Annotated in this window: 33 protein-coding genes; 9 read left to right on the forward strand and 24 right to left on the reverse strand. The window is 38.0% G+C overall.

Features of this window, described 5'->3' with window-relative positions:
• Positions 1-68: 68 nt before the first annotated feature.
• From H9632_RS09835 to H9632_RS09860, 6 genes are read right to left on the reverse strand one after another with little or no spacing between them, the layout of a single operon-like run.
• Positions 69-464: a DsrE/DsrF/DrsH-like family protein gene (locus H9632_RS09835; RefSeq protein ID WP_191703935.1), complete on the reverse strand. Its 396-nt coding sequence runs from the start codon at positions 462-464 to the stop codon at positions 69-71.
• Between the two features lies 1 nt (position 465).
• Positions 466-1,026: a sulfurtransferase TusA family protein gene (locus H9632_RS09840; RefSeq protein WP_191703936.1), complete on the reverse strand. Its 561-nt coding sequence runs from the start codon at positions 1,024-1,026 to the stop codon at positions 466-468.
• A gap of 49 nt (positions 1,027-1,075) precedes the next feature.
• The gene (locus tag H9632_RS09845; protein ID WP_191703937.1) at positions 1,076-1,372 is read right to left on the reverse strand and encodes a rhodanese-like domain-containing protein; all 297 of its coding nucleotides are present in this window, start codon (positions 1,370-1,372) and stop codon (positions 1,076-1,078) included.
• Between the two features lie 11 nt (positions 1,373-1,383).
• Positions 1,384-1,725, reverse strand: a complete 342-nt coding sequence (locus tag H9632_RS09850; protein WP_191703938.1) for a rhodanese-like domain-containing protein — start codon at positions 1,723-1,725, stop codon at positions 1,384-1,386.
• A gap of 10 nt (positions 1,726-1,735) precedes the next feature.
• Positions 1,736-2,212, reverse strand: coding sequence for a DsrE/DsrF/DrsH-like family protein (locus tag H9632_RS09855; protein ID WP_191699917.1), 477 nt, complete (start codon positions 2,210-2,212; stop codon positions 1,736-1,738).
• Positions 2,213-2,264: 52 nt separating this feature from the next.
• Positions 2,265-2,525: a metal-sensitive transcriptional regulator gene (locus H9632_RS09860; RefSeq protein ID WP_191699918.1), complete on the reverse strand. Its 261-nt coding sequence runs from the start codon at positions 2,523-2,525 to the stop codon at positions 2,265-2,267.
• A 202-nt stretch (positions 2,526-2,727) separates the two neighbouring features.
• Here H9632_RS09860 and H9632_RS09865 point away from each other — a divergent pair, with 202 nt between their 5' ends.
• From H9632_RS09865 to H9632_RS09900, 8 genes are all read left to right on the forward strand, one after another.
• The gene (locus H9632_RS09865) at positions 2,728-3,198 is read left to right on the forward strand and encodes a DinB family protein (RefSeq protein ID WP_191703939.1); all 471 of its coding nucleotides are present in this window, start codon (positions 2,728-2,730) and stop codon (positions 3,196-3,198) included.
• 111 nt (positions 3,199-3,309) lie between these two features.
• Positions 3,310-3,498 carry a hypothetical protein gene (locus tag H9632_RS09870; RefSeq protein ID WP_191703940.1) on the forward strand — a complete coding sequence of 63 codons (189 nt, stop codon included), beginning with the start codon at positions 3,310-3,312 and terminating at the stop codon, positions 3,496-3,498.
• A 57-nt stretch (positions 3,499-3,555) separates the two neighbouring features.
• Complete coding sequence (locus tag H9632_RS09875) at positions 3,556-3,822, forward strand: hypothetical protein (RefSeq protein WP_191703941.1); 267 nt, start codon at positions 3,556-3,558, stop codon at positions 3,820-3,822.
• 5 nt (positions 3,823-3,827) lie between these two features.
• A complete protein-coding gene (locus tag H9632_RS09880) occupies positions 3,828-4,382 on the forward strand; it encodes a nucleotidyltransferase family protein (RefSeq protein ID WP_225223777.1) in 555 nt (184 codons plus the stop codon).
• A gap of 273 nt (positions 4,383-4,655) precedes the next feature.
• A complete protein-coding gene (locus H9632_RS09885; protein WP_191703942.1) occupies positions 4,656-4,880 on the forward strand; it encodes a spore coat associated protein CotJA in 225 nt (74 codons plus the stop codon).
• Positions 4,877-5,140: a spore coat protein CotJB gene (locus H9632_RS09890; protein WP_318247692.1), complete on the forward strand. Its 264-nt coding sequence runs from the start codon at positions 4,877-4,879 to the stop codon at positions 5,138-5,140. Before H9632_RS09885 ends, H9632_RS09890 begins: the two co-directional genes overlap by 4 nt.
• 27 nt (positions 5,141-5,167) lie before the next feature.
• Positions 5,168-5,737 carry a manganese catalase family protein gene (locus H9632_RS09895; RefSeq protein ID WP_191699923.1) on the forward strand — a complete coding sequence of 190 codons (570 nt, stop codon included), beginning with the start codon at positions 5,168-5,170 and terminating at the stop codon, positions 5,735-5,737.
• Positions 5,738-5,875: 138 nt separating this feature from the next.
• Positions 5,876-6,844, forward strand: coding sequence for an HNH endonuclease (locus H9632_RS09900; RefSeq protein WP_191703943.1), 969 nt, complete (start codon positions 5,876-5,878; stop codon positions 6,842-6,844).
• 92 nt (positions 6,845-6,936) lie between these two features.
• On the opposite strand, the gene H9632_RS09905 is transcribed toward H9632_RS09900, so the two are convergent.
• From H9632_RS09905 to H9632_RS09975, 15 genes are all read right to left on the reverse strand, one after another.
• Positions 6,937-7,371, reverse strand: a complete 435-nt coding sequence (locus H9632_RS09905) for an NUDIX hydrolase (protein WP_191703944.1) — start codon at positions 7,369-7,371, stop codon at positions 6,937-6,939.
• Between the two features lie 21 nt (positions 7,372-7,392).
• Entirely contained in the window at positions 7,393-7,917 is a 525-nt protein-coding gene (locus H9632_RS09910; protein ID WP_191703945.1) for a GNAT family N-acetyltransferase, read from the reverse strand.
• Positions 7,918-8,033: 116 nt separating this feature from the next.
• Positions 8,034-8,855, reverse strand: a complete 822-nt coding sequence (locus tag H9632_RS09915) for a MetQ/NlpA family ABC transporter substrate-binding protein (protein ID WP_318247693.1) — start codon at positions 8,853-8,855, stop codon at positions 8,034-8,036.
• 10 nt (positions 8,856-8,865) lie between these two features.
• Positions 8,866-9,528, reverse strand: a complete 663-nt coding sequence (locus tag H9632_RS09920) for a methionine ABC transporter permease (protein WP_191699927.1) — start codon at positions 9,526-9,528, stop codon at positions 8,866-8,868.
• Complete coding sequence (locus H9632_RS09925) at positions 9,521-10,267, reverse strand: methionine ABC transporter ATP-binding protein (protein WP_191703947.1); 747 nt, start codon at positions 10,265-10,267, stop codon at positions 9,521-9,523. The genes H9632_RS09920 and H9632_RS09925 overlap by 8 nt, the downstream gene beginning before the upstream one ends.
• Positions 10,268-10,511: 244 nt before the next feature.
• On the reverse strand, positions 10,512-11,834 hold the full coding sequence (locus tag H9632_RS09930; protein ID WP_191703948.1) for an aldehyde dehydrogenase family protein: 1,323 nt from the start codon (positions 11,832-11,834) through the stop codon (positions 10,512-10,514).
• Positions 11,835-11,881: 47 nt separating this feature from the next.
• Positions 11,882-13,303, reverse strand: coding sequence for an MFS transporter (locus H9632_RS09935; RefSeq protein ID WP_191703949.1), 1,422 nt, complete (start codon positions 13,301-13,303; stop codon positions 11,882-11,884).
• Between the two features lie 120 nt (positions 13,304-13,423).
• Positions 13,424-14,599, reverse strand: a complete 1,176-nt coding sequence (locus tag H9632_RS09940; RefSeq protein ID WP_191703950.1) for an acyl-CoA dehydrogenase family protein — start codon at positions 14,597-14,599, stop codon at positions 13,424-13,426.
• 19 nt (positions 14,600-14,618) lie between these two features.
• Positions 14,619-15,815, reverse strand: coding sequence for an acyl-CoA dehydrogenase family protein (locus tag H9632_RS09945; protein WP_191703951.1), 1,197 nt, complete (start codon positions 15,813-15,815; stop codon positions 14,619-14,621).
• A gap of 24 nt (positions 15,816-15,839) precedes the next feature.
• Positions 15,840-16,274: a Zn-ribbon domain-containing OB-fold protein gene (locus H9632_RS09950; protein WP_191703952.1), complete on the reverse strand. Its 435-nt coding sequence runs from the start codon at positions 16,272-16,274 to the stop codon at positions 15,840-15,842.
• A gap of 11 nt (positions 16,275-16,285) precedes the next feature.
• Entirely contained in the window at positions 16,286-17,449 is a 1,164-nt protein-coding gene (locus H9632_RS09955) for a thiolase C-terminal domain-containing protein (protein WP_191703953.1), read from the reverse strand.
• Positions 17,450-17,468: 19 nt separating this feature from the next.
• Positions 17,469-17,882, reverse strand: a complete 414-nt coding sequence (locus H9632_RS09960; protein ID WP_191703954.1) for a MaoC/PaaZ C-terminal domain-containing protein — start codon at positions 17,880-17,882, stop codon at positions 17,469-17,471.
• 28 nt (positions 17,883-17,910) lie between these two features.
• Entirely contained in the window at positions 17,911-18,360 is a 450-nt protein-coding gene (locus H9632_RS09965; RefSeq protein WP_191703955.1) for a MaoC family dehydratase N-terminal domain-containing protein, read from the reverse strand.
• Between the two features lie 4 nt (positions 18,361-18,364).
• Positions 18,365-20,530 (reverse strand): acetate--CoA ligase family protein, encoded by a 2,166-nt coding sequence (locus H9632_RS09970; RefSeq protein ID WP_191703956.1) that lies wholly within the window; start codon positions 20,528-20,530, stop codon positions 18,365-18,367.
• Positions 20,531-20,827: 297 nt separating this feature from the next.
• A complete protein-coding gene (locus H9632_RS09975; RefSeq protein ID WP_191703957.1) occupies positions 20,828-22,840 on the reverse strand; it encodes a helix-turn-helix domain-containing protein in 2,013 nt (670 codons plus the stop codon).
• Between the two features lie 192 nt (positions 22,841-23,032).
• On the opposite strand from H9632_RS09975, the gene H9632_RS09980 reads away from it, so the two are divergent.
• Entirely contained in the window at positions 23,033-23,329 is a 297-nt protein-coding gene (locus tag H9632_RS09980) for a hypothetical protein (protein ID WP_191703958.1), read from the forward strand.
• Between the two features lie 202 nt (positions 23,330-23,531).
• On the opposite strand, the gene H9632_RS09985 is transcribed toward H9632_RS09980, so the two are convergent.
• The 3 genes from H9632_RS09985 to H9632_RS09995 form a co-directional block, all read right to left on the reverse strand.
• The gene (locus H9632_RS09985; RefSeq protein WP_191704056.1) at positions 23,532-24,428 is read right to left on the reverse strand and encodes a M23 family metallopeptidase; all 897 of its coding nucleotides are present in this window, start codon (positions 24,426-24,428) and stop codon (positions 23,532-23,534) included.
• A gap of 284 nt (positions 24,429-24,712) precedes the next feature.
• A complete protein-coding gene (locus H9632_RS09990) occupies positions 24,713-25,588 on the reverse strand; it encodes a dehydrogenase (protein ID WP_191703959.1) in 876 nt (291 codons plus the stop codon).
• The gene (locus tag H9632_RS09995; RefSeq protein ID WP_191703960.1) at positions 25,578-26,072 is read right to left on the reverse strand and encodes an RNA polymerase sigma factor; all 495 of its coding nucleotides are present in this window, start codon (positions 26,070-26,072) and stop codon (positions 25,578-25,580) included. The genes H9632_RS09990 and H9632_RS09995 overlap by 11 nt, the downstream gene beginning before the upstream one ends.
• Positions 26,073-26,156: the final 84 nt, after the last annotated feature.

Genomic DNA, 26,156 nt, shown 5'->3' on the forward strand with positions numbered 1-26,156 from the left:
CCCCATAGGTATTATTTTGTTTAAAATTTTTTGGGCTCTAGTAGCAAAATGCTACTAAAACCAATAGATTAAAACGTTAATGTTGGTGCTGCATCCTTTGCATATTCCAGGAATGTTACAGCTCCACCTACACTAATTCCATCTACGAAATCTTCTTTCGTTAAGCCCATCACGTCCATTGTCATTTGACAAGCGATGAATTGCACTCCTAAATCTTGTGCCATCTCCAATAATTGTGGGATTGCTGGTACATTTGCTTTAGCAAATCCTTCCGCAAAATGCTCTTTACCAGCCGGCATTTCAAGTGCGTGCATCCCTTGTTTATGAATTAGGTTCAAGCCTTCAAATGTGAAGAAAATTTGTACTTCTTTATCTGATGCTGCGGCTGCAGTGGCAATATTAAATACTTTATATGCATCGAAAAGGCCACCGTTTGCTGCGATAATCGCTACTTTGTTTGACATTTTATTCAACCTCTTTCTGTAGTTCGCCTTCATACCCTGACATACCAGGTAAGACATTATAAACATTCGTAAAACCTGCTTTGGCTAACTGCTGTGCTGCTAAATCTGAGCGTGTTCCTGTACGGCAAATAACATAAATAGTTTGTGCCTTATCCAGTTCATTCATACGCTCTGATAACTCACCCATTGGGATAGATTTTGCCCCCGGAATATGACCGAATGCATATTCCGCTGCTTCACGCACATCTAAAATAATGCCCTCTTCTTTTATTGCACCTTCATTTGAAATCGTTTGTTCAAACGACTTTTCCACTGCTTCGCTTACTTCTGGATTACATTTTCGGATGTAATGATAAAACACACCATTTTCTTCATTTGTCCCAATGTATTGATGACCGACTGTTTTTGACCAAGCAGCTAAATCCGCTACAGAACCTTTATCTGTTGCCTGAATTTCCAATACTTGACCTTCTGTTAAATTACCCATCGCTTTTTTCGTTTTAACAATTGGCATCGGGCAAGCTAAGCCCTTTGCATCGAGTTGTACGTCTGATTTAATCATATGAATCCTCCACTCATACCGGATAGGGTATATTTTTTACTAAAATTTTTTATTTTACTTCGCCAGTCCATTCCAGCATGCCGCCAGCCATATTCGTCACATTAAAACCTTGAGACTCTAAATATGCTGTAGCTTGACCACTGCGTCCGCCTGAACGGCATACCATAATATAAGGTGTATTTTTGTTGAGTTCATGCATACGGAATTCAAGTAATCCTAAAGGAATATGTGTAATCCCTGGAATGTGACCTGACTCTACTTCATCTACTTCGCGAACATCGATTAAATGTAACGCCTCGCCTGCTTCTAACTTTTTCTTTACTTCTTCTGGTAAAATAGTTTTCATGTTCATTCCTCCTAATATGCGCTCATGCCGCCACGGACATTCGTCACATTTTCAAACCCTTGTTTTTTTAATTGTTTACAAGCCTGACTAGATCGCATACCACTTTGACAAATCACAACAATTTCCTTATCCTTTGGCAGCTTTGAAAAGTCGGAACCAAGCGGAATATTTTTAAATTGCTTGATGTTACGTGCCTTGTATTCACCCGGTGTACGAACATCGATAAATACTTTGTTACGGTCATTAATCATTGTTTTAAGTTGCGCTGTCGATATAGTATTTACTCCTTTTACAGGCTTCATACGCCAAACAAAAAATGCAACAATTACAGCAATCAGTATTACTATTTCCATAAGTCACCTCTTAAATAAATAGATTTACGTTTCCTTCTTCCGCATCTGCTAGGTAAGCTGCAACTCCCGCGTACTGAATCCCATCTAATAATTCTTCTTTTTGAAGACCTAATAAATCCATCGTCATTGTACATGTCACAAGCTTAATATCCTGTTCCTGTGCCATTTCAACCAATTGTGTCAATGTTAACGCATTATGCTTTTTCATAACATGCTTAATCATTTTTGGACCCATACCGAGCATTTGCATTTTCGATAAGCCGAGCTTTTCAGCACCACGTGGCATCATTTTTGCAAACATTTTTTCCAGGAAGCCTTTTTGCACTGCTACTGGCTCTTGTTTTCGTAAAGCATTGATACCCCAGAACGTATGAAAAATTGTTACCTCATGATCATATGCTGCTGCACCATTGGCAATAATATAAGCCGCCATTGCCTTATCATAATCACCGCTGAATAAAACGATGGTTGTTCTTTTCTTTTCCATTTTATTGTCCCCCTACCCCTATAGGTATATTTTGTGTTAAAAATAAAAAGCCTTATCGACTTTTTACTAACAGATCTACTGCCTGTTTAACGATTGCATTTTTATCTACTGTTTCTGCATCTTCCTGTGAAAGACACTCCACTAAATTATCTGTTACAATAACACCAATAGTACGGTCAACAGCAGAACGAACAGCACTTAGCTGAGTAATGACGTCTTTACAATCTTTCTCTTCTTCCATCATCCGCAAAATGCCTCGAAGCTGACCTTCCATCTTTTTCATACGTGCCAGCACCTTTGGATCGTATTGCATACGCTCACCTCTTTTTGAAATGTTTTTATTAGCTTGACCTCATATTACTACCCCTCTGGGTATATGTCAACCGTTTTATATTTTTTTAATTTGCAGTCGAGTTTAAATCCATTTTACATGTTGTTACCCTGTTCTTTCTATAAATCCACCAATAAGTTATAATTTTCATACATTTTATATTATTAGATAAACGAGGTGGATGATGTTAACTTTATTTCAATATAATTGGCAAGTACGCGATGACTGGTTTCAGTGGTGTGAATCCATTCCGGAAGAAGAATTCTATAAAGAGCGTACAGGCGGTATGAAAAGTATTCGGGAAACATTAATACATATTATCGATTGTGAGCTACTCTGGTTAAATTCAATGCTGGAATCAAAAATTGTATTTGAAGCACGAAATGAAATTACCGATTTGAATGCGGTTAAAGCTTACTCGATATTTGTGAAAGCACATACTAAAAAATTCATTGAACACTTACCTTCAGATTATGAAAAATGCATCGTTAAAGTAACACGGCGTGACGGAACAATTCTGCACTTTACACAAAAAAAGATACTAGCACATATCATCACACATGAAATTCACCATATCGGGCAATTATCCATCTGGGCAAGGGAACTGGCGCTTAAACCGATTTCTTCTGATTTGATTGTAAGAAATTATGAGTAGTTTTTGTCAATAAGCAAAGCTGCAGCAGCTACAATATGCGCCATACCAATAAAGATTCAACTCTAATATAAGTATTAAAAATTTGAATTCAAGGATGGGGGTGACAGTTAAATGGGCGCAATCTTTTTCTTGTTTCTACTTTATATCGTTATATTTCTTGCAGTAAAACATGGAATCAATTATTCGTATATTGGTCAATTAATCAAAAATAAGTATCCCGATGATATAGAAGCCAAAAACACAGAAGTAAGTGATGAGGAAATCGAACGTGAATTGCAGAAGCAATCGGATAAAAATTAAATTATGTAAAATCCTCACTCATTTCGAAAAAACAAAAAAATACGGAGGAATAATTTGATGACTAACAGCACATCCAGCGGAGCAACTGCTCTAAATATAGGAGATGTATTGGCAACAATCATTATGTTGGGATTTATGGCAATTCCGATTATATTAGTGGTTTTCTTTTATAAAACGTATAAGAAAAACATGACTCGAGCAGAAGAACGATTCAGCGATGAAAAACAAGAAATACTTAATTTACAAAAACAAATAGATGAATTGAATGAACGTGTAGGTAAAATTGAACATGGCGATACGATTGATACTAACCAAAGGAGATAACCTTTTTGACTTATGAATTAGAGCTAACTAAAATCATAAAATCAGACGATGTATTTATGTCAATTTTAAAATCCGTACAAGCTTTAAAATTAAACGATTGCTGGGTTGCAGCTGGCGTTATTCGAAACAAGGTTTGGGATTACTTACATAACTTACAAACAGAAATAAACGATATTGATGTCATTTATTTTGATAAATCCGATTGTTCAACAGAGACGGAAAAGTTCTTAGAATCCAAGCTGCAACATATAATGCCCGCTCAACCTTGGTCGGTAAAAAACCAAGCAAGAATGCATATTAAAAATAAAGTCTCTCCTTATTTATCTTCATTTGATGGTGTAGCCCATTTTCCCGAAACACCTACATCAATTGCTGTCCGTCTAAATAATGAAAAGATAGAAATAATGGCTCCTTATGGATTGAGCGATTTATTTGAAGGTATAGTTAGACCTACGCCTCCATTTAACCAAAACGCCAATCTACATACTATTTATTTAAATCGAATACAAAACAAAAATTGGCGTTCGATTTGGCATTATTTAATTATCAAATCAGAATAGCGTTACCATAGTAAATGCTTCCCCTGACACACGCTCCAATCGCATACATTATATAAAATTTAGCTCATACATGTAGACTATCCACAAAGCACAAATTGCTTTATAGGCGATTTGTGCGCACTTCTAACTTGCTTCATCTTATATATTTCCATAAATAACCACAAAATTGCACCATTCCCCCTTAAAATACATGAATAAACAAGCACCGGATTCATTATTTTTATTTCTTAACATACACTTAAATGATACACACTACCCTGAGAGGAGCGTTTTGTGTTTACACAATATAAATACTGGCGACCGTATATTAGCCCGAACGACCCGTGCAAACCTATTGAAGTGAAAAGCTATTCCACTCCCCCACAACTCTATATCGGATTTCAACCTAGTGGATTACCCCAATTTCAAACAGCTAAAGAAGCTTTAATGCATGGTACCCTATGGCCTCAGCTATTTAGTCCATATCCTAATCCTGAAAAAAGGAATGAATCATCGTGAGCAAACAAATGCCCCCTGAATTTTATAGCCTTCTGGAGGAAATTCAGGCAATTGATTTTGTCATTGTTGAGTTAAACCTTTATTTGGACACCCACCCTGATGATTTTGAAATTATTCAGCAATTTAATGACTTTACAGAACAAAGCATAAAGTTAAAGATTCAATTTGAGCAAAAATTTGGTCCTTTAATGAATTTTGGCAGAAGTTACTCTAATTATCCTTTTAACTGGGTGGATACTCCATGGCCTTGGCAAGTTTAAAAGCTACTTTATTTAGGAGGAAAATGTGTGTGGTATTATGAAAAGAAATTGCAATACCCGGTGAAGGTTAGTACGTGTAATCCTACGCTTGCGAAGTATTTAATTGAACAATATGGGGGAGCTGATGGAGAATTAGCTGCCGCACTCCGGTATATGAATCAACGCTATACACTTCCAGATAAAGTAGTCGGACTTTTGACAGACATCGCTACAGAAGAATTTTCTCACCTTGAGATGATTGCAACGATGATTTACAAGCTCACGAAAGATGCCACTCCTGAACAAATGAAAGAAGCAGGTCTTGCCGATCATTACGTCAATCATGACAAAGCCTTATTCTATCAAAATGCTGCCGGAGTACCTTTTACCGCTTCCTATATCCAGGCAAAAGGAGACCCAATTGCCGATTTATACGAAGACATTGCAGCAGAAGAAAAAGCCCGCGCTACCTACCAGTGGATCATTGATATGTCGGATGACCGTGATTTAAATGATAGTTTAATTTTTTTGAGAGAACGCGAAATTGTTCATTCGCTGCGATTTAGAGAGGCTGTAGAAATTCTAAAAGATGATCGTGATACGAAGAAGATTTTTTAACTTCCTTATGCACCCAGTTTTGAAGTAACGAAATCCACTCCATGTAGTAACCCATCTAAGCCCAAAGATGGGTTATTTTTTATATAAAATCATATTTAATGTATAATACTCCCATATCATAAATTAAGAGGTGAAGTCATGTCCTGGAAGTTGCAAGTCGCAGAAATGAAGAAAACTTATATAACAGACCAGGAAGCCTGGAATGCACTTCACCATTTCTTTTATCACGGGAAAACGACAACTACATATAAATATGGGTTTTTTAAAGCTCTGCTAGAAGGGTGTATTACTGCCAATGAACAAGGTGAAATCTCCTATGATGCGATTTTTTATTCGTTTACTAAAATTTATTGGAACCTTGTCATTGATCATGGGCTCTGGCAATCCAATACCCGCGCTCAGCCATCCAGTGTTCAAAAAGAAATAGAGAAATTTGCGCATCAAAATTCTATACCGGCCAATTGGAATTTTGAAAAGCTGACGGACACCCAAAAAATTGAGCTCGTTCAAAAAGTTAAGCAAGTAGGGAAAAAATATGTCATTGGTGCGCTCTACGGGGATTTTAATGGAGAAATCTATACGTTTGACTTAAAACGGGAATATTTACAGTTTCACCCGAAATATTTATTATTCCTCCAGACGTATAAACGCATTTTGACGAATGTGACAAATTATCAATTGGCTCTATTCCTCGAAAAATTTAACGAAGTCGAAAAAGTGCAGAGTTTATTGACGAAAGTTGAATTCATTACAGAACGCCAGTCATTAAAGGCTTTTGAACGTTTATTGCAGCAAGCAGGTGTGTCGTCATGCTTTTATTGTAATAAAACCTTGCACTCGAAAACACATGTCGATCACTTTATTCCTTGGAGCTATTTCCAAAATGATTTACTCTGGAACTTTGTTCTCGCTTGCCCCACTTGTAATACACGAAAAAGCGATAAATTGGCAGCTCCCCAATTTCTTAATAGCTTAATTGAAAGAAACGAGGAATTACTTAGTCAAGAAATTTTAAAAGACAACCTGAATCATTACAATGCAGCTAAGCTTGAACAGCTGTATATGTTTGCCGGGAATAATGGGGTTGTAGGCGGATGGATGCCTTAATTGAAAATGCCGAAACGCTAATATACCGCGCTTCGGCACTTCATTATATATTATGTAAGTAAAAGAGACGACGGTTTCCAAGCACTTATCCATTACAAACTATTTAAATACTGTTTCACTAAGTATAAATGATGTTCATGGAATAGGCGCTCCTCCAGTTCTTTAAAAGATACCCAGCGCATCGGTTCAATTTCAACAGGTTCAGCCACCTTTTCCAATAGTTCACAAGCATACAATATCCCGATATTATGCTGGGAGTCATTTGGATATTTTGTCGATACCCAATGTCTTTCGGCCTCCCCTATAAATTTTACAATTTCGACTTTATAGCCTGTTTCCTCTATACACTCTCTTAACAGTGCTTGCTCTGAAGTTTCACCCGCCTCAATACCTCCACCTGCCAAAAACAAATACCCATTCACTTCTTCCACACACAAAAATTGCCCTTTTTCATTTTGAATAACAGCATAAGCTCCAGTTCTTTTACAATAATTTAAATCATCATTTCGTTTACCAAAAGTTTTCATTGTCCCCCCTACTTTCTGCATCTATTTCACTATTGAAAACATATTCACATCGTAAGCTATATTATTTTGATATATATATTTTTTTAAAATACCCTCTTTTTCAAAACCATTACTCAGCAATAATTGATTCGATGCATGATTTTCGATGAAAACTACTGCTCCAATTCTTGTTAACCCTAATTCATTAAAACCGTAATCAACTATTGCCATTAAAGCCTCTGAAGTATAGCCGAGTCTCCAGAAATCCGGATGAATTTCATACCCTATTTCAGCGCGTTTATGAGCTGGTGACCATAAGTTGAAACCGATCGTACCAATTAAACCTTTTTTGTTTTTTCTTTCAATTCCCCAACGAATGCCTCTTTTTTGTGTGAAATTTGAAGAAAAAGCATTAATTAAATTCTCAGCTTCCTCTAAGTTTGTAAAAGTATTCATCCCATAATGTTTTGTTACGCGGTCATCCGAAAAATAAGAATAAATAGCTTCTGCATCCTCCTGGAAAATTTCCCTTAATACTAATCGGTCTGTTGATAACGTCGGAAACATTCTTTCACCCACTTTTTTACAATTTCACTCATTATATAACATCTTTAATTCTTCTCATAGAAAAAAACGCCGATACGCAGGTTTAACGCTGCGTTTCGGCATTTTAATATATTTATCTATTCAAAAGCAGGTGTTGCCGTTTCATTGTAGTTTTCCTTTAGGAAATCGCGCACAACATCACTTGTCATTGCTTCGGCAAGCTTTTTGATTGCTTCGTCGTCCTGATTGTCCTCACGAGCTACTAATGTAATTGCGAAGTCATTTTCCACACCTTCTGTCAGCAGTGCATCACTTTTTGGCGTTAAGCCAAGTGGTGCCGCATAGGCAGGTGTCATGATAACTGCATCGGCATCATCATACATCCGCGCCAGCATTAATAAATCAACTTCTTTAAACTGAAGATTTTTCGGATTGTCCTCTATGCTCCCTAACGTATAGTAAACATCTGTTTTTTCCTTTAATGTAATGACATCATGCTGGGCAAGCAGCATTAAAGAACGGTCGACATTCGAAATATCGTTGGCAATCGCCACTGTTGCACCATCCGGTAAGTCATCGATTGAATCATGATTTTTTGCATAGACACCGTAATTCGCAAAGTAAATCGGCTGAATTGGCACTAAATTCGAGCCATTATTCCGATTGAATTCCTCCATGTATGGGACGTGCTGAAAAAAGTTTGCGTCCACTTCCTTTGCAGCGAGTGCACTGTTTGGTTGTACATTATCACCTAAAACGACAATTTCCAAGTCGATGCCGTCTTTCGCTAATTGCGGCTCAACCAACTCTAGAATTTCCGTCATTGGTGCAATTAAAGATGCGACCTTTAATGTTGTTTCTTCATTTCCTGAATCTTTATTATCTTTTGCTTCCTCTTGCCCTGTGCAGCCAACTAATGCAAAGGCTGCTGCTAAACTTAATAACCATCTTTTTTTCACAATCATTCTCCTATCTTTTATCCAACCATCTTGCTACAGTCGTTCCAAGCAATTGAATGAGCTGTACCAAAATAATCATAATCAAAATCATGTAAAGCATTAAATCTGTTTTGAATTGCTGATAGCCGTAGCGAATGGCAAAGTCACCAATCCCACCACCACCAACAACTCCCATTATTGTGGAATACGAAATAAAACTAACAATCGATGTTGTTAAACCAAGTACAAGCCCCGAGCGCGCCTCCACATAAAGAAAGCTAAAAATAATTCTTTTAACTGATGCCCCCATCGATACCGCAGCCTCGATTACCCCTTTTGGTACATCCAGTAATGACTGTTCGACAAGCCTTGCATAATGGGCAATGGCAATAATCGATAATGGGATAGTAGCTGCAACCGTACCAATCGCAGTCCCTACAATTAGCCTTGTAAAAGGTATTAAAAATACGACGAGCAATAAAAATGGAAACGAGCGGATCGTATTTACGGCTAAGTTCAGTATATTGTAGACGATACGATTTTCAAGTAACTTCCCTTTGCCGCAAAGGAATAAATATGTACCAATTGGCAGTCCGATAAGTACCGCCGCAATAATGGATACGCCTACCATGAAGAACGTTTCGCTTACCGCCCGCCATATCTCGGCTTCATATTGGATGAGTACATTAGGCATGTCCATCTCCACCTTTCACAAGCTGATTGACGAAGCTTTGGGGGTGATGGTCCGTTTCCTTTATGCCTGTTGGTACTAAATCCACGGTTTCATAAATTTGACCGGCATCCAAAACTGTTGCGCGATGGCAGATGCTTTTGACTACTTCAAGCTCATGACTAACGAGCACAATCGTTACACCTAGCGTTTCATTTACTTTTTGCAGAACACGCAGAATTTCTGCTGATGTATTCGTATCGAGTGCAGAAGTCGGCTCATCACAAAGCAATACTGCCGGTTCATTCGCAAGCGCCCTTGCTATTGCGACACGCTGCTTTTGCCCGCCGCTCAGCTGTGCAGGATATTGCTGTGCAAACTGTTCCAGCCCGACAAACTTTAGGCATTCCAAAACACGCGCCTGACGTAATTGTTTTGGATAATTCGCTAACGAGAGTGCAATTTCAACATTAGCAAATACAGTCTTATTTGCTACTAAGTGAAAATGCTGAAAAATCATCCCTATCGATTTTCTCGCTTCCCGAAGCTGTGCACTATTTAACTCGGTCAGCTGTTGGCCATTGATAATAACAGCACCAAAATCAGGAACTTCCAGCAAGTTCATCAAACGTAGCAACGTCGATTTCCCAGCTCCACTCGCTCCAATAAGACCGTGAATTTCCCCGTTTTCAATCGTTAAGGTCACATTTTGAACAGCCTCAAACGTACCAAATTTTTTTGTGATTTGCTGTAATTGAATCACCGTAAAAACACCCCTACTCCATTACCCAATCGATTTCTAATTATAGTAGATATTTCATCTTCAACCAAGAGAAATGATTTTTGAACAATGTAAAAAATGCCAAGTGCTTGAATGTTGTGCTCACAACGTGTTGATTGAGCCGTGCTTCGTAATGAAACTCATATTTAATAAAAGCAAAAAATCTCAATTTCTGTAAGGAAATTGAGATTTATACTTACTTATAAACAGCTAGAGCTTCGGTATTCTAAGAAAGAACTTTATAAACAGCACGCTGATGCGAGAAGGTTTTAAAGCCATGAATACCATGGAAACTACCGCTTCCGGAGTTATTGACACCTCCAAATGGTAAAGCAAGGTGTGTATTGTGTAAAAATAATCCGTTTATCGTCACACCACCCGAAGACGTTGCGCTTAGCACCTGCTGTTGGAAATGCTCATCATCACTGTAAATGTAAAGAGCTAATGGCTTTGGATTTGCCTGGATGTATCTAGTAACATCGGATATATCATTATAAGTTTTCACAAATGTGAGCGGCCCAAAGATTTCCTCATCTGCAATACGCATATCTGCCGAAACATTACTTAATAATGTCGGTTCAATTAAACGGTTTTCATCGTCAAATGTGCCTCCACTTAAAACAGTAGCTCCTTTTTCCAATGCATCCTTGAATAATCCCTTAATCCGATTATAGTGTGCTACATTGACAATTTGTGTGCGCTCTGTTGTACGTAACTTACCATCCTCATAGAGCATACCTAAAGTCATTTGCTGATAGGCCTGTACAAATCCAGATAAATCATCTTCGTGCACAAATAAGTAATCGGGGGAAACACAGAACTGACCAGCCATCAGCACCTTACCGAAAACGATTGTTTGCGTTGCTTTCACAGGATCATATCCCTTTTCCACAATAACCGGCGATTTGCCGCCAAGTTCGAGCGTCACGGTTGCCAGATGCTCGGCCGCTTCACGCATGACGATTTTGCCGATACGGGGACTACCTGTAAAGAAGAAATGATCAAATGGCAACTTTAGTAATTGTTCGGATACATCGGCTTCCCCCTGGACTAACGCAACCTCCTGTTCATCAAATACTGTCTCGATTATCTCTATAAGCACTTGATTGTATGCTGGATTAAATTCGCTCGGCTTAATAATTGCACAGTTACCTGCAGCCAGTGCATCCACTAAAGGATGAATTGTTACTGACATTGGAGAATTCCACGTTCCAAAAATACATACACAACCGCGGGATTCATGCAGAATATAGGCTTCGCCGTCTTGAGGATTATCTACTCGCTCCGGATGCATCCATTGTTCCAAATGCTCAACTGTATAATCAATTGCCGATGTTACCGCATAAATTTGGTGCTCGGCTGTCATAGTAGGTGTAACAAAATCAGTAATCGCTGCTTCTACCAAGTCATGTGTACGCATTAAAATGGCATCTTTTAGCTTCATTAGTTTTTCAATCCGTTGTCTGGCTGACGTTTGACGTACCTGCCACTGATAGCTTTTTTGCTTCTCAAAAATACTTTGTAGCTTGTTGATCGTAGAATTTCTCATTGCTTTCACTCCCTCTTTAAAATTAAACTTACGTATTGCAAGCCAATTTACACCAGCGGCTCTGCAACAGGCTCCTCATCCTCAATTTTTAAATTACGCTTTTGCAATGTAACAACGAAGATTCCTAGAGCAAGTACAACTGCACCTAAGCAGGCTAATAATAAGTACGTTAAGCCCTGACTTAAATTCGGAATTCTTAAAAACAGACCTAGGAAAGAAGTTGCTAATAAAGACGATACAGCAACAGCCAATTGAATTACGCTCATCGCCACACTAATGTCTTTATCAGGCAAATTCATCTGAATACCTGTGTGGAAAATCGAAATCAGAATACCACTTGACGTTCCCCAAATTAAACAAATAATTGTAAGAGCTAATGTAGAAGCGGAGGTTGTAAAGAATGTTAATGTAAAAATCATCGAGGCGAAAATAACCATCGCAACAATTGCCACTAATTTAAAATCCTTCAGTTTTACAACAATGAATCCGCTCAATGCGGCAAAAATAAAGGAAGTCAATCCTCGATAAGTCATAAATAAGCCAGTTTCTGTTGGTGTATAACCATATAGATTTTGTAAAAACATTGGCAATAAATAAATTAAGCCTGTTGCGGCAAACATAACGGCAAAAACACTTAATAGGCAAACTACAAAAACGCGGTATTTAAATAATCGTAAAGGTACGACCGGATGTGCTGCCTTCTTTTGACTTTTTATAAAGAAAGCTATCGCTGTTACGAATAATAATGCCAACACAAACATTGGGACGGAAAGCCAAGGAATTCTTGAGCCCCCGAACGTTGTAACCGCAACAAAGATTAAAATAGCTGTACTTAAAATACTCATTCCCTTGTAATCAAGCTTTGCATTTTCTGTTCGTTGAATATTCGGCATATATTTAACGACTAAATATAATCCAATTACACCAATCGGGGCAATTGAATAAAATACCCAATGCCAAGACATATACTGGACAAAGATTCCGCCTAATGTAGGGGCAATAATCGCTGTAATGGCATTTAATGCACCGTAAAACCCTAAAAACTTCGCACGATTCGCTAAATCAAAAATATCACTAATGACTATTAAGCCCACTACAGCAGTAAGTGCACCACCTAATCCCTGTATCGCCCGGAAAATCATTAAATGATAAATATTGGATACCATAAAAGGTGTTATTAGTTCCGAAATTAAAATTATTAAAATACCGATAATCAAAATTTGTCTGCGTCCGTAAATATCACTCATTTTTCCAACGATTGGTGTCATGATTGCACTTACTGTTAAGTTGACAGTAAATACAAGCGAGTAAAATTCAATCCCACCAATATCATCAATAATCTTGGGTAGAGCAACTGAGAACTGGGAGGATACCATAAGCCCCAATTCGATACACATGAAAATTCCCACCATTAACAATACCTTTTGTTTATACGTTAGCGATTCTACTGTTTTAGACGTTTTCAACATGAACAAAATCACCTCTTTTATTTTGATTTTTATAACTAAAACCTTATAAAAAAGAATAGAGAGAGACTTCATTTAAATATTTCAATATATTTAAACTCGTGTCTCTCTCTATATAAGCCTCTATTTATGTGCCATAATAGCTTGCTCCTGCACAGCTTGAGCAGGTTTTTGATTGGTCCAATTTAACGCTTCAATTGCTAAGTCATAATATTGCTCGATATTTCCTAAGTAATTTTCGTAATATCTAGCCTGCTTAACAAATAAATGACAATCGATTTCCTCAGTGAATCCAATACCGCCATGAATTTGGATATTGTGGGATGCCAATCGAATAAACGCTTCTGTAGCAAAAATACGCGCACTGCAAATTGCCTCAGTCCTGTCCTCGGCACTTGTTTCCAAAGTCCAGTTAGCATAATAGGAAAGTGAACGTGCCGTCTCCAAATCCAATTTCATATCAGCTAAACGATGTTTGATCGCTTGGAATCTACCAATCGGATTTCCAAACTGTTCCCGAATTTTAGCATATTCGGTTGCCATCTCTACTATTTGCTCCATTGCTCCTACCGCTACGGACGATAAAGCAGCATTATAATAAAGAAGGCACTCCTGTAAAATTCCCCAGCCATCCCCTATTTGACCAATCACGTTTTCTATAGGAACCGTGACATTATCAAAATGAATGGTAAACAGTTTTCTCGTTTCCACAAAATTTTTCTGTGGCGTAACCAATAGTCCAGGTGTCTGAAGATCCACGCTGATTAAAGTAATTTCATTGTTGATTCGAAGCGGGACTAATACATGTTGTGCAAGTTCTACATCCGGCACCTGTGTTTTAACACCATTCAACCTAATTTGATCCTGAATGATTTCACCTGTTAATTGTATTCCCTGCTCTTTATAGCTTCCGCCTGGTTCTAGCCATGCCACAGTAAAATTGACATCTGAATCGGCTATGCTCTTTAAAAGTAACTGCTTCTGCTTATTCGTTCCGAAACGTTCTAGTAATGGAACTGCTAAGGCATTTGTTTCAAGGTATAAGCCTGGAAGCAACACCCTACCAAACTCTTCCATAATCGGTACTAAATCAAGCTGTCCTAAACCCATTCCCTCGTATTCCTCAGGGATATTTAATTTTGTCCATCCTAATTCCTTTAAATCGGATATTACATTTTTTACATGCTCAGTTTTATTGTCAACATAATCTCTAGCTATTTTCGTCCGTTCCATATCGACTAAAAATTTCTTAATATATTCGCGAAACATTTCCTGTTCTTGGCTTAAAGAGAAATCCATTTTTTCACCCTCTTATAATTTATTTACCAATATCCTTTGGCAAGCCTAAAATTCGCTCAGCAATTGTATTCTTCTGAATTTCGCTCGTACCGCCTCCAATTGTTTGACCAAAGGAATATAAATAATTTTTTTGCCAATACGAGTCACCATATATAGCATCCTTTTTCCATAAAAGGCCCTGGTGTCCTTGAATAGAAATGGCTTCGGCGAATAATTCCTTAGTGTTTTCGCTAACAAAGAGTTTATCCATTGAACCTTCTACTCCCGGGTGACCTACCTTCAATTGCTTTGTTAAATTGCGGTAGTAATTTAGCAACGACCCGCGCGACTTAATATATAAATTTAGCAATCTTTTACGAACATCCGTCTTTTCAATGATCGGCACATTATCCTCTGTTACATTGCGGGCCAATTCGACCAACTCGTTGAATTGCTGTTCCAACGAAAACACCTGGGCGCCAATGCCTGTTCTTTCATGCATAAGCAACGCAATCGTTACACGCCAACCATCATCAACAGCACCGATAATTTCACTTTCATAGGCAACCGCATCATTTAAATATACCTCATTGAAATCATGCTCTCCGTCCATTTGAATAATCGGTCTAACCTCGACGCCCGGCTGATTCATATCCAGCAAAAAGCAAGTAATCCCATGATGCTTTTTCTCGCCTTTACTCGTTCGGGCAACTAAAAAGCAGCGATCTGCAAAATGCGCGAAACTCGTCCAAACTTTTTGCCCATTGATAATCCACTTATCACCATCTTTAACCGCCGTCGTTTGAACAGCCGCCAGATCTGAACCTGCATTTGGCTCAGAGTAGCCTTGACACCAAACTTCCTCACCTGTAATAATTTTTGAAATATACTTTTCCTGTTGTTCCTTGCTACCGATTTGCATGAGTGTGGGACCAACCATATGTAAGCCCACATAATTTACAAGTGGCGGTGCTTTCACACGAACCATTTCCTGATGATATATAATTTCTTCCATTAATGTTGCATTACGACCACCATGCCGCTCTGGCCAAGCAATTGCTGCCCATTTACCTTCTGATAGCTTTTTTTGCCAGTCTCTTAAAAATTGTCCTTGCTCTTGTTGATCTTCCGGCATTTTAAAGGAGCCATCCATCCAGCCCTCCGGCAGATTATTTTCCAGCCAGTCGCGAAGCTCCAGACGAAATTGTTCCTCCTGCTTCGTGTATGAAAAGTCCATTGATATTCCTCCCTTTTAAAGAATTTAGGCGAATACCCACTGTGGAATCGAGCGCTCCTCAGTAGCCTCTACCCAAACCATTTTCACTTTTGTTCCGATTGAAACTGTCTCAGCATTGCCATTAAGGACATTCGCAATAATCTTAATGTCAGGGTAATCCTCCAAATGGACAACAGCGATTACGGTCGGTAAATCGTTTTGGAATCCCGGCAAGAATGGTCTATGTGAAACGATATACGTATAAACCTCACCTGTAATATTTGATCCTAAGTTCTCCCAAGTAACCTCTATGCTTCCGCAGTTTGCACAGCTTGGACCAGGTGGGTGATTGTAAATCCCACATGTATTACATTTTTGTACATTCAGTTCATGACGATCCGCCGCATCCCAGTAAGGTGCATTATAGGTATTTTTCAATGGAATTGGCTTTTCATAAATTACTTTCGTTTCTTCGTTCATAGTCATTCCTCCTATTTACATAAAATCATTGCACCGGCAACATCAGGACCTGTCCATCCCGTACAAATTGCCAGTTCAGTATCTTCTACTTGTCGATCTGTTCCTTCATATTCACGTCGGACTTGGCGCACAATTTCCAATACATTATTCATCCCATGTGTATAGCCTTCAGAGAGCATGCCACCTGCTGTATTAGTAGGAAGCTTCCCATCCATTCGAAGGTTTCCGGCACTTACAAAATCCCCGACCTCACCTTTCGGTGCAAGGCCATAAGCTTCCAGCTGACGTAAAACGACCCAACTAAAGCAGTCATAAATTGACGCAACTTTAATATCCTCCGGAGAAACACCCGCCGCCTTATATAATTGAGGGGCAACATAATCAGCTGCAACTTCATCAATATTTTTCCAATAGTGTGCGTGGGATACAACTTCCCTTGCAGCCATGCCTAAAATTTTTACAGGTACGGACTTACAATCTTTCGCCCGCTCTGTTGAAGTGACGATAATGGCATTCGCTTCATCCGACTCCAGGCAGTAGTCATGCTTTGTAAATGGTGAACTTAAATGTGCCGTTTTCATGTATTCTTCCATCGTTAATGGCTTCCCGTAGAAAAACGCCTTCGGATTTCGCTGCGCATGCTCATAAAAGCTTGTGCATACATGCCCTAAATGTTCTTGTGTCAAGCCGTTTAGGTGCATATGGCGCGTGGCAAATAATCCGAACCATTGCCCTGGGCTACCTGCTCCGTACGGAATAATAAAGCTTCCGCCATCAAAGCCGTTTTGAAGAGCATCAATACTAAAACCGCCCCCACCCATACGTACGCCAGAGCGTCCATTCATCGAGCGGTAAATAAGTACGGTATTTACCTGACCTGTTTCGATTAAACCAATGGCCTCTGCGATTAATAGCTCGGTACTGCTCCCGCCCCCGAACATTTCTTTTACTACTTTAGGACGTACACCTAAATATGTCGCTACCTGATGCGGACTGCAGGAATCCATTTCTGAATAACTCATGAACCCGTCGATGTCTTTTGCTTCCAAACCTGCATCTGCTATCGCAACTCTCGCCGCTTCCAATGCTAATTCTAATGGGGTAACCCCTGAATTTTTCGAACGATTGCTCTCACCTACACCAACTATGGCATATTTTTCGCGAATTTTTTCCATTAAGTTCACTCCCTCTATGTTAAAATTGGATAACTGCCTCGCCCGTTCCAACAACTTCACTGATGTCTTTTACGGCGAATAATTTCAGAACAACTTCCGTCTTCCCGTCAACTTTATTTTTTTCCTTGACGATTCCTTTACACACAATTTCATCTTCAGGAAACGTCATTGCACCAAAGCGCATTTTAAAATCGATTACCTGGCCTTCATTATTAGCAATTTTATTCACGTATTCTCCTAAAAAACCCATAATAAGCATTCCATGTGCAATCACGCCGTTTAAACCTATTTTTTGGGCAAAGGCATCATCGGTATGCAAGGGATTAAAATCGCCAGAAGCGCCAGCATATTTTACAAGCTGAACCTTTGTTACCTTTTCTTTCTTATATTCAGGAAGGTTGAGCCCTTCCACTAATTGACTCAGATCAATCATATTAATCTATCCTTTCTTTGAGAGATATTTAATTCGTTACTAATGGTCGGTACAGAATATTTGTACGGCTCGTTACAATATGCTCTCCGTTTTCGTCGTTAATTTCTGTATCGAGCAGAATGAATTCCATCGCGCCGTTCTTTCCATCCTTTTCATATACATCCGTTACCTTCATGTGGCAATATAATGTCTCTCCTGCACGTATTGGGCGGCTATATTTAAATTGTTGCTCTCCATGTAGCATTCTTCTGTAATCGAGTCCTAAATCAAACTTGTCATTTTCATCGTCCGGCTTTACGGCAATAGGAAAAGTCAGCGGTGCTATTATCCCTTTATAAGGTGTTTTTTTCGCATACTCCTCATCCGTATAAAGCGGATTCGAATCACCAATAGCCTGTGCAAATTGTCTAATATGACGCTGCTCCACCTTAAAGGTAAAGGGGTTTCCTGTTTTACCAATTAAATGTTTTAGTTCCATGGATTTATCCTCCAATCAATTCCTTCTTAATATTCTCCTCAGCGATAACAATCATCGCATCTACAGCCTTGATACCTTTTTCGTAAACAATCAGTGGATTTATATCCAATTCCTTAATTTTATCCTTATGATCCATCATTAACTGAGAGACTCTTAATAGCACATCAACAATCGCTTCTTTATCAGTCGGCGCCTGACCTCGAGCACCGTCTAAAATGGTCTTAGCCTGCAGTTCTTCGAGTAGCGCATAGGCATCTTTTCTACTTAATGGAGCTACCTTAAAGGAAATATCCTTAAACACCTCGACAAAAATCCCCCCCAGGCCTGCCATAATTACCGGACCAAATACTTCATCACATTTAGCGCCAATGATAATTTCCGTTCCTTTTGGTAGCATCTCCTGTACAGATACGCCATTTAAAATGGCAGTTGGATTATAGTTTCTTGCATTACTCATAATTTCATCGAAGGCCTGAATCACCTCATCTTCCGAAGAAATATTCAGTCGAATCGCATCTGCCTCCGTTTTGTGGGGGATGTGCTGTGAATCAATTTTCATAACAACCGGGAACCCTACTTGTTGCGCCCTTTCTATGGCTTCTTCCTGCGAATTCACCACAAAGCGCTGTGTCGTCGGAATGCCGTATCTCGCTAAAATTTCACTTGCCTCTGACTCACTTAAAGTGGCATTAGGTGTTAACAAGTCTACTACGTTCTCATGAGCAAAAACTTCTTCCATCTCATTTGGCTGATACCTATCCAAAAACTGCCCATATTCTACCAATTGCGCTAATGCACTTACTGGATTCAAAGCCCCCGATACTACCGCTATTTCATTTTCAACTAATATAGGTGTTGTTTTTGGATATGTGATGTCTCCTAATGGGAACGGGAAAAAACAAATGAATTTATCGCTATTTTTCGCGACTGTCATAAACTCTTGGAAATACTTATTGTGCTCATCCCAACTATGCGGAAACTCCGTAAGGATAATGTTATCAACTTCCGGACTATTAACGAGTACCTTAAGCGTATCTAGGAAAAACTCCGTATTTGCAAAAGATGCTGCTGCAGTTAGGTCAATCGGATTGGAAACGCTTGCATAATCCGGTAGAGATTTTCGCATTTCTGTCTTTGTTTTTTCAGAGAGTTCTACAATATTCAACCCATAGGATTCACAGCGATCTGCTTCATTTATGCCCCGGCCACCGGAACTCGTAATAATCGCTGTATTTCTGCCCTTTGGCAATCGGTTCGGATTAAACAATTTTGCAAATGCAATAACATCCTCCGAATCCTCTACACGAATAATGCCATTTTGCCTGAAGAATGCATCGTAAATTTTATCGGATCCAGCAAGTGCACCCGTATGAGAAGCGGCCGCCCTACTCCCAGCATCACTGCGTCCTGTTTTCATCAGCACAATTGGCTTTCTCTTTTCCAAAGCCTTGAGTGCAGCCAGTTTCAGTTTTTCAGGGTTTTTAGCCCCTTCGATATATCCGCTAATAACCTCGATTTCGTCATCATTGACCATATATTCGATATAATCTTCCAACGTTGTGTCCATTTCATTTCCACTGCTAATAAAATAATTAAAATTAACGCCATGCTGTGCAGCTGCCATATAAGTTAAAACACCGAACGCTCCGCTTTGCGAAACATAGCCAACCCCTCGCTTGCCAGTCATTGGTACCCATAGCACCGAGGATGAAAATGTACCGATCAAACCATTCGATGTATTGACTAAACCAACACAGTTTGGACCGAGTAATCGAATATTATTTAATTTGGCAAATTCCGCCAGCTCAAGTTGCAATTTCTTTCCTTCTTCACCAGCCTCTGAAAAACCAGAAGCAAAAATGATGGCAGCTTTTACTTTTTTCTCTGCGCATTCGATTAGCCCGTTTTTAATCTGGTCATAAGCGATACAAAAAATAACGAGATCAATAGAATTTGGTACATCTGTGAGGGATGAATAGCTCTTTAAGCCCGCAATCTGATCGGCTGTAGGATGAATCGGAAATATTTCTCCCTGGAATTTCCCATCGATCAATGCTTGAAGCTGAATGTTGCCGATTTTGTACTTATTTTCCGATGCACCTAACACTGCGACCGATTCAGGGTAAAGTAACGGCTTAATTGATTCATAACCTTTTACATTTTGAGTCATTTACATTCCTCCTAAAATGTTATTAGATGATTCATCTATGACCAAATCATACATTTTGTATTTTCCTTATACAGAAAATTCAGATTAATAAAGTAATACAGTTATTAAGTTGTCAATATACTGAAATAATTCGTTTAAAGACTAGTGTCCGTTGACATTGAAAAATTACATAATAAATTTACGTTCATTCCAATCCCGACTTCTAATCATGGTAGTCTCGACTTAGATACTATGTAAGCGCATTCATTTATTATGTAAAAGAAAATAAAAAAAGCCTCCGTATACTTAACGGAAGCCTTAGTCAAATCGTTCTAACCAATTCAATATTTTCTTTTGTATTTTAGGGGAGCCCGCTACGAGTCCTCGTTCAATTTTATTCAAATACGAGGCGGAAATTTCAATTTCTTCTGCTACACTTGTTAGCGTGAGATTTTGACTTATACGCACTTCATGGATCCGCTGTACGAGTTCCGCCTGATAACTAGTCTGCATATCATTACTTGCCGTAATCGACTTCACAGGTTTTTTTACCCTTTCAATCGATCGGTAATGTTCTTTTACTTCATGAACTGGGTCAATCATGATGGCAGTATTTAGCCAATACTTTAGCCAGCCTTTACCTTGGGCAATATTTTCATCCCAATTAACATAGTACCAATCGGCAATAATTTTATCTTCCGCTAATTTATCCAAAGCTCTTTCAAGCCTCTCTCTGGTACGTACTGGCAGCCGGTCATTCACCTCTTCACCACATGCATCCAGTAGCGTATTCACCCGGTTTAATTGCTGGTAGTCCCCTTTATATGCCTGCGTTCTCCATCTCCAACTTAAATAGCGGCATAACTTTTTCTCAAGATGGAATCGCGCTGCATGATATTGCATTGCTTTTAATGGAAGCAACGCCATTTGACGTTTCGAGGAGGTTAAATATTTCGCAAATACTTTATCTACTGTAAATGTAAAGGACTTACTACAAGTTTCCTCATTAACCTCATATTCCTCTCCCATCGCATTTTTAAATAGAAACGTTCTGCCTTGGACTTCTACTTGAATCGGCTTATTATTTTTATACATAACTGTCTTATCGATTGTCAGCCACAGACTTTGAATAACCTTTAATGAATTGATTACCTGTTCCTTCTGTTTTGCTTCAAAGCCTCCCCGCCGCCCATCTCCACCTAATTTTGCACGAAGTCCTCTCATTATTAAAATATCTCTTAATTCAATCTCGACAATGTCCTCTGTATTTTTTGCTAGCTGTAAATATAGGTGACAAAGAATATCCAGCACATCAACATCCATAAGTGACATCTGTTGTGCAATATTTGAGGCACTTTGCTGATTATTATCATATGCCGAATTAATATCTTGTCTATCGTTAATTAACGGAATTATTTGAATATTCCCGTTGGTATTTCCCTTCACAAAAGAATATTTCGGCCACATAACCTCTTTATCTATCTTAAAGTTCTGTTTGTAAATCGCTTCCCTCACCACATGATAGGCTACATTATTCAAAACATAGGCATAGTTAGAAATAAATTTCAGCTGAGGTGCTTCATTATTCTCAGCAACCGTTTTAGACTGTTCTATCACGCTTTCTATTTGTAAATAGGCTGAAATATTATTATTCAATTCATTAATAAGCCTTCGCTGCCATTCTTTCAAATAAAGATCGACAAGATTACTAAATTTCCTAATAAATGATTTATTAATACTTAAATTAAAGCGCAACAACTCAAAAAATGTGACATTCAGCTCTTCACCCGATAATTCCTTTATGCCCCTAATCCCATTAATTAGAAACATTTCTTCCAAAATTAAAGTTTTCAACTGATTCCGAATCCAAACATAAAAATTATCCCATGTTTCCTCTTTCCCTAAAAAAGTCTCATTCTGAATAATTACCTTCGTTTTTTCGATGGAATTCTCCAATAATTCATCGTTATTCAAAATCGCATTACTTTCCTGTGTATTATGAGCTACCATATAAAAATTAATAGATATCGCCATTTTTTCAATTGTTCGTTTTCGCGACTGTAGTCTGATTTTGTAAAATAACTCCTCATTTTTGGCATATTCATCCCCATCTACAATATAACTAGGAGCATTTATACTACCTTCATCCTGCTCCACGTAGACAATGGACTCATCCATAATATGCCTGTCGAAAAATAAACTATAATTCTTCTTACCAATATTATAATCACTTATAAATAGAACATAGAAATCCTTAATTTTGTGCTTTTCTTCTGCCATTATATGTTCCAAATACGCCTGTGTATTTTCACTATGAGCATAATCAAACATAAAACCCCACCTACCTCATATAAAAAAGTAGTTAATACGAGTATAATTTTAACATATTTAAGAATGTTTTGTAATATAAAAAGAGTGCAGCTGTTTATAACCCATTTATCATCGCCGCACCAATATTTTTTTAAATTTTTTGATAGATTTTCACTTCTCTTTACTATATATTTTGATAAAGGGGGTGATTAAATGTTCAATCCAAGCATCCTGCAGGAAAACAATCCATTTTATGAAATTGACGTTTTTTTCGGAGTTGAAGAGTATCCATCGTTTGTATCGATTATTTTGGACAAGGAAAAATGTTCGGTAACTATTTCATTAAACGAACCTGAAAATGAATTCGCGGAGATAACATTGGAGGATAACGTAGAAATAATACGAGTAACATTCGAAAGTTTATACGCTGCAACCGAATACTATAATAATATGAGAAATCCTATGAATATTAATAACATTGTAAAAAATTACAAAAGCAAGGAGCAATAATCGCATCATGAACTTACATACGTAAAGCCATCCACATATAAGATGTGGATGGCTATTTTTATTGGTCAGCAGATTTTGCTAAGCTTTTACTGTGAAAATGTCGCAGCATTTACAAATGGCTTTGTGGTGTAGTTTGAATTGTAGATTTCTTGATCATTTACTACCGCGCTTTTTTATCCCGTTCGGCAAATAATAAGAAAGATTATTTGTAATCATTCTGCCAACCCGGAAACCGTTCACTGCAGGCTTTCCAAAAGCCCCTTTGCACAGGGTCCAGTCCATTATAAAAGTTAATACGCAGTGATTTTGCCTGCGTAAAGTCAGCATGATTCATCACTTGAAAATGGATATGGGGCTCAGAGGAATAACCTGAGTTCCCACAAAATCCTAGTAGTTGTCCAGTTTTTACACTATCGCCTACATTTACACAAATCGAATCCTTTTTAAAGTGAGCAATCATGCTATATTCGTTATTTTCGTGCACAATGATGCAATAGTTACCTAGAATATTGGTTTCATCCTTTTCCCCTGGTACATTATCTATTATTGAATCCATTACTTTTAATACAGTGCCATCAGCAGGTGCTACTACTTCAGCTCCAAATGCAAAGTAATTTTCATTTTTTAATGGGGCATCTTTGTATGTTTGGTGATTAACCATTTTTACTAAGTTATATGCATATCGTTGTTGTTCAAATGGGTAATGGTAGTTTACAAATTCATTCGTGCCTCCCCAAATAACAAACCATTCATCTGTAATCGGCATCATGTATTTATTTTTTGTCCTTATTTGATTACTCATTGGACATGTTTCAAACGGTTTTAAGTATAGCCCCTGAATGACATCTTTATCATCAAAGACTAAAATCACCGCCTTTGTTTGTGCGTCATCTACCCATATATACCGGTACAAGCCACAAATAATATTGGACGCGATACACGTATATTGACTCACACCATTATTAAACTTACTAGACAGTTCTAAGAATTGTTCAAAGGATACAAGTTCCTGAAATGAAATGGAAGTATTTTCATAGATTATTTTAAAATTCCTTTGTAAAAAAAATTCACCAAATCTTTCCTTTAGTTGGTAATTCATATACAAAAAAACACCCCCAAAAATTAATCTGAATTATAAGAATATTTTAACAAATAAAGTCACTCTTGTCATGGTATTTAAGAATTCACAAAGATAAAAAAAGCTTAAAAATAGTGAAATCTGTCTATTGATTATTTTAATATAGGGATTAAAAATTCGCCAAACTTTGTTAATCATTTGATATAAGCACTTTTCACTATTTTAAATAGTCAAATAAAAAAAAATACCCAACAGGGAAGACTTTTGTCAGGTCCATCTGATTGAGTACCTTTTTAAGCTTTTTGTTAGTACATAATTATCCAACTGATAAAAAGTACAACAATCAGCATTATTTTGTACTTTTCTACTCTTAAAATATTCAAATTGGGAACTTGCCGTTTCATCGGTAACCAGACACTGAAACCGTAACCAACTGCAAATAGTATTAACAGCGGCTTATACAACGGCCCAATCGTATTATGATACCAAAAAAGCAATCCTAAAATAGTTAAATTGATTGTAATGGAAACTCCTAGGCCGCGTACTTTTGTGGGCCGAACAAGCTGACGTCGATTGTAATAAACTGCAGTAAAAGCATTCATGAGCAGCACTGCTACAGCGATCCATATGACCGGAAACTGTACTTTATAATGCGCATCAAACAAATCCGAATAAATCGCCGTTGGATACTGTTCATATCCAGGATAGTAAAGATTATTATCAATATCATATAAATAATTCCACGACAACTCATATTGACGTTGCTCCCCGTTTTTAAATAAGACAACAATATCATATTGCTGATCATACTTTTCAGGAGCCGAAATTGTCGGGAGATCCGATAAATTCTCAAATAAAGTCACAATACTAGGAGTTGTTATATTTTCTACACCCATATAATTTGTTGATAATTTCCCCCTAAACCCCGTTTCTCCAAGGTGTTTATACGAGGTGATTTTAGCAATTTCACCTGAGGCTGCCTGATTTATTTGATTACTGGATGTATAAAATAAAAATAGGGCGATGAAACAAATAGCGGCGACGACGCCCAATTCTCGGAGAGGTTTCAATGAAATAGGCTCTTTTACTGGTTGATCTTTTATTTTGTTTAATATCGTTTGTTTTAATCGTTCATTTTCGGGAATTTTGTTTAACTCTTTTAATCGTTCATCAAGCTTCATCGATTTCCCCCCCTAAAAGCTGTTGCAATGCCTTCATTGCACTTCGCTGTGTATTGGCTATTTTCATAGCCGGTAAACCCATAATGTCACATGTTTCCTGAATCGAGAGCTCTTCAATTTTGCGGTAAATGATGACTTCACGCTGCATGGGCTTTAATTGTTGAAGTGCTTCATATAATTGCTTCCGCGATTCCTCCAGCATTAGCCATTCATGTGGCACATAAATGAATTCCTGCTGTTCCGGAGCACTTTTAAATGGCAGCCATTGAATTAATGCCTTTTTCCGGTAATAGTCATAAACAAGATTTCGGGCGACTTGCCTTATATAGGTTTGGAAATTAGCAACGTTTTCTGTATTAGATTTATAAATCCGTAAAAAAGTATCCTGCGTCAAATCTTCGGCAAGTTGCGCATTTGATACCATATACCGTATGTATTGATATGTTTTATGAAAATGTAGCTCATACAACTCATCAAAGTCCATCCCTTTCACCTCTCTTATTTATATAGACGAACGAAACGAAAAAATTTGTAAGTAATTATAAAAAATTTATAAATTACAATAAAG

Source organism: Solibacillus merdavium, assembly GCF_014836935.1.
GTDB classification, from domain to species: Bacteria; Bacillota; Bacilli; order Bacillales_A; family Planococcaceae; genus Solibacillus; species Solibacillus ferritrahens.

What these genes read in the sequence shown, in the direction of transcription:
- H9632_RS09990 (WP_191703959.1), bottom strand. Translation starts at nt 25,588, where the DNA reads ATGAAGCTTGATGAACGATTAAAAGAGTTAAACAAAATTCCCGAAAAT.
- H9632_RS09835 (WP_191703935.1), bottom strand. Translation starts at nt 464, where the DNA reads ATGTCAAACAAAGTAGCGATTATCGCAGCAAACGGTGGCCTTTTCGAT.
- H9632_RS09900 (WP_191703943.1), top strand. Translation starts at nt 5,876, where the DNA reads ATGTCCTGGAAGTTGCAAGTCGCAGAAATGAAGAAAACTTATATAACA.
- H9632_RS09930 (WP_191703948.1), bottom strand. Translation starts at nt 11,834, where the DNA reads ATGAGAAATTCTACGATCAACAAGCTACAAAGTATTTTTGAGAAGCAA.
- H9632_RS09875 (WP_191703941.1), top strand. Translation starts at nt 3,556, where the DNA reads ATGACTAACAGCACATCCAGCGGAGCAACTGCTCTAAATATAGGAGAT.
- H9632_RS09960 (WP_191703954.1), bottom strand. Translation starts at nt 17,882, where the DNA reads ATGATTGATCTGAGTCAATTAGTGGAAGGGCTCAACCTTCCTGAATAT.
- H9632_RS09995 (WP_191703960.1), bottom strand. Translation starts at nt 26,072, where the DNA reads ATGGACTTTGATGAGTTGTATGAGCTACATTTTCATAAAACATATCAA.
- H9632_RS09850 (WP_191703938.1), bottom strand. Translation starts at nt 1,725, where the DNA reads ATGGAAATAGTAATACTGATTGCTGTAATTGTTGCATTTTTTGTTTGG.
- H9632_RS09910 (WP_191703945.1), bottom strand. Translation starts at nt 7,917, where the DNA reads ATGTTTCCGACGTTATCAACAGACCGATTAGTATTAAGGGAAATTTTC.
- H9632_RS09855 (WP_191699917.1), bottom strand. Translation starts at nt 2,212, where the DNA reads ATGGAAAAGAAAAGAACAACCATCGTTTTATTCAGCGGTGATTATGAT.
- H9632_RS09940 (WP_191703950.1), bottom strand. Translation starts at nt 14,599, where the DNA reads ATGGATTTCTCTTTAAGCCAAGAACAGGAAATGTTTCGCGAATATATT.
- H9632_RS09865 (WP_191703939.1), top strand. Translation starts at nt 2,728, where the DNA reads ATGTTAACTTTATTTCAATATAATTGGCAAGTACGCGATGACTGGTTT.
- H9632_RS09985 (WP_191704056.1), bottom strand. Translation starts at nt 24,428, where the DNA reads ATGAATTACCAACTAAAGGAAAGATTTGGTGAATTTTTTTTACAAAGG.
- H9632_RS09970 (WP_191703956.1), bottom strand. Translation starts at nt 20,530, where the DNA reads ATGACTCAAAATGTAAAAGGTTATGAATCAATTAAGCCGTTACTTTAC.
- H9632_RS09955 (WP_191703953.1), bottom strand. Translation starts at nt 17,449, where the DNA reads ATGGAAAAAATTCGCGAAAAATATGCCATAGTTGGTGTAGGTGAGAGC.
- H9632_RS09905 (WP_191703944.1), bottom strand. Translation starts at nt 7,371, where the DNA reads ATGAAAACTTTTGGTAAACGAAATGATGATTTAAATTATTGTAAAAGA.
- H9632_RS09920 (WP_191699927.1), bottom strand. Translation starts at nt 9,528, where the DNA reads ATGCCTAATGTACTCATCCAATATGAAGCCGAGATATGGCGGGCGGTA.
- H9632_RS09845 (WP_191703937.1), bottom strand. Translation starts at nt 1,372, where the DNA reads ATGAAAACTATTTTACCAGAAGAAGTAAAGAAAAAGTTAGAAGCAGGC.
- H9632_RS09860 (WP_191699918.1), bottom strand. Translation starts at nt 2,525, where the DNA reads ATGCAATACGATCCAAAGGTGCTGGCACGTATGAAAAAGATGGAAGGT.
- H9632_RS09945 (WP_191703951.1), bottom strand. Translation starts at nt 15,815, where the DNA reads ATGGACTTTTCATACACGAAGCAGGAGGAACAATTTCGTCTGGAGCTT.
- H9632_RS09840 (WP_191703936.1), bottom strand. Translation starts at nt 1,026, where the DNA reads ATGATTAAATCAGACGTACAACTCGATGCAAAGGGCTTAGCTTGCCCG.
- H9632_RS09950 (WP_191703952.1), bottom strand. Translation starts at nt 16,274, where the DNA reads ATGAACGAAGAAACGAAAGTAATTTATGAAAAGCCAATTCCATTGAAA.
- H9632_RS09965 (WP_191703955.1), bottom strand. Translation starts at nt 18,360, where the DNA reads ATGGAACTAAAACATTTAATTGGTAAAACAGGAAACCCCTTTACCTTT.
- H9632_RS09975 (WP_191703957.1), bottom strand. Translation starts at nt 22,840, where the DNA reads ATGTTTGATTATGCTCATAGTGAAAATACACAGGCGTATTTGGAACAT.
- H9632_RS09935 (WP_191703949.1), bottom strand. Translation starts at nt 13,303, where the DNA reads ATGTTGAAAACGTCTAAAACAGTAGAATCGCTAACGTATAAACAAAAG.
- H9632_RS09870 (WP_191703940.1), top strand. Translation starts at nt 3,310, where the DNA reads ATGGGCGCAATCTTTTTCTTGTTTCTACTTTATATCGTTATATTTCTT.
- H9632_RS09980 (WP_191703958.1), top strand. Translation starts at nt 23,033, where the DNA reads ATGTTCAATCCAAGCATCCTGCAGGAAAACAATCCATTTTATGAAATT.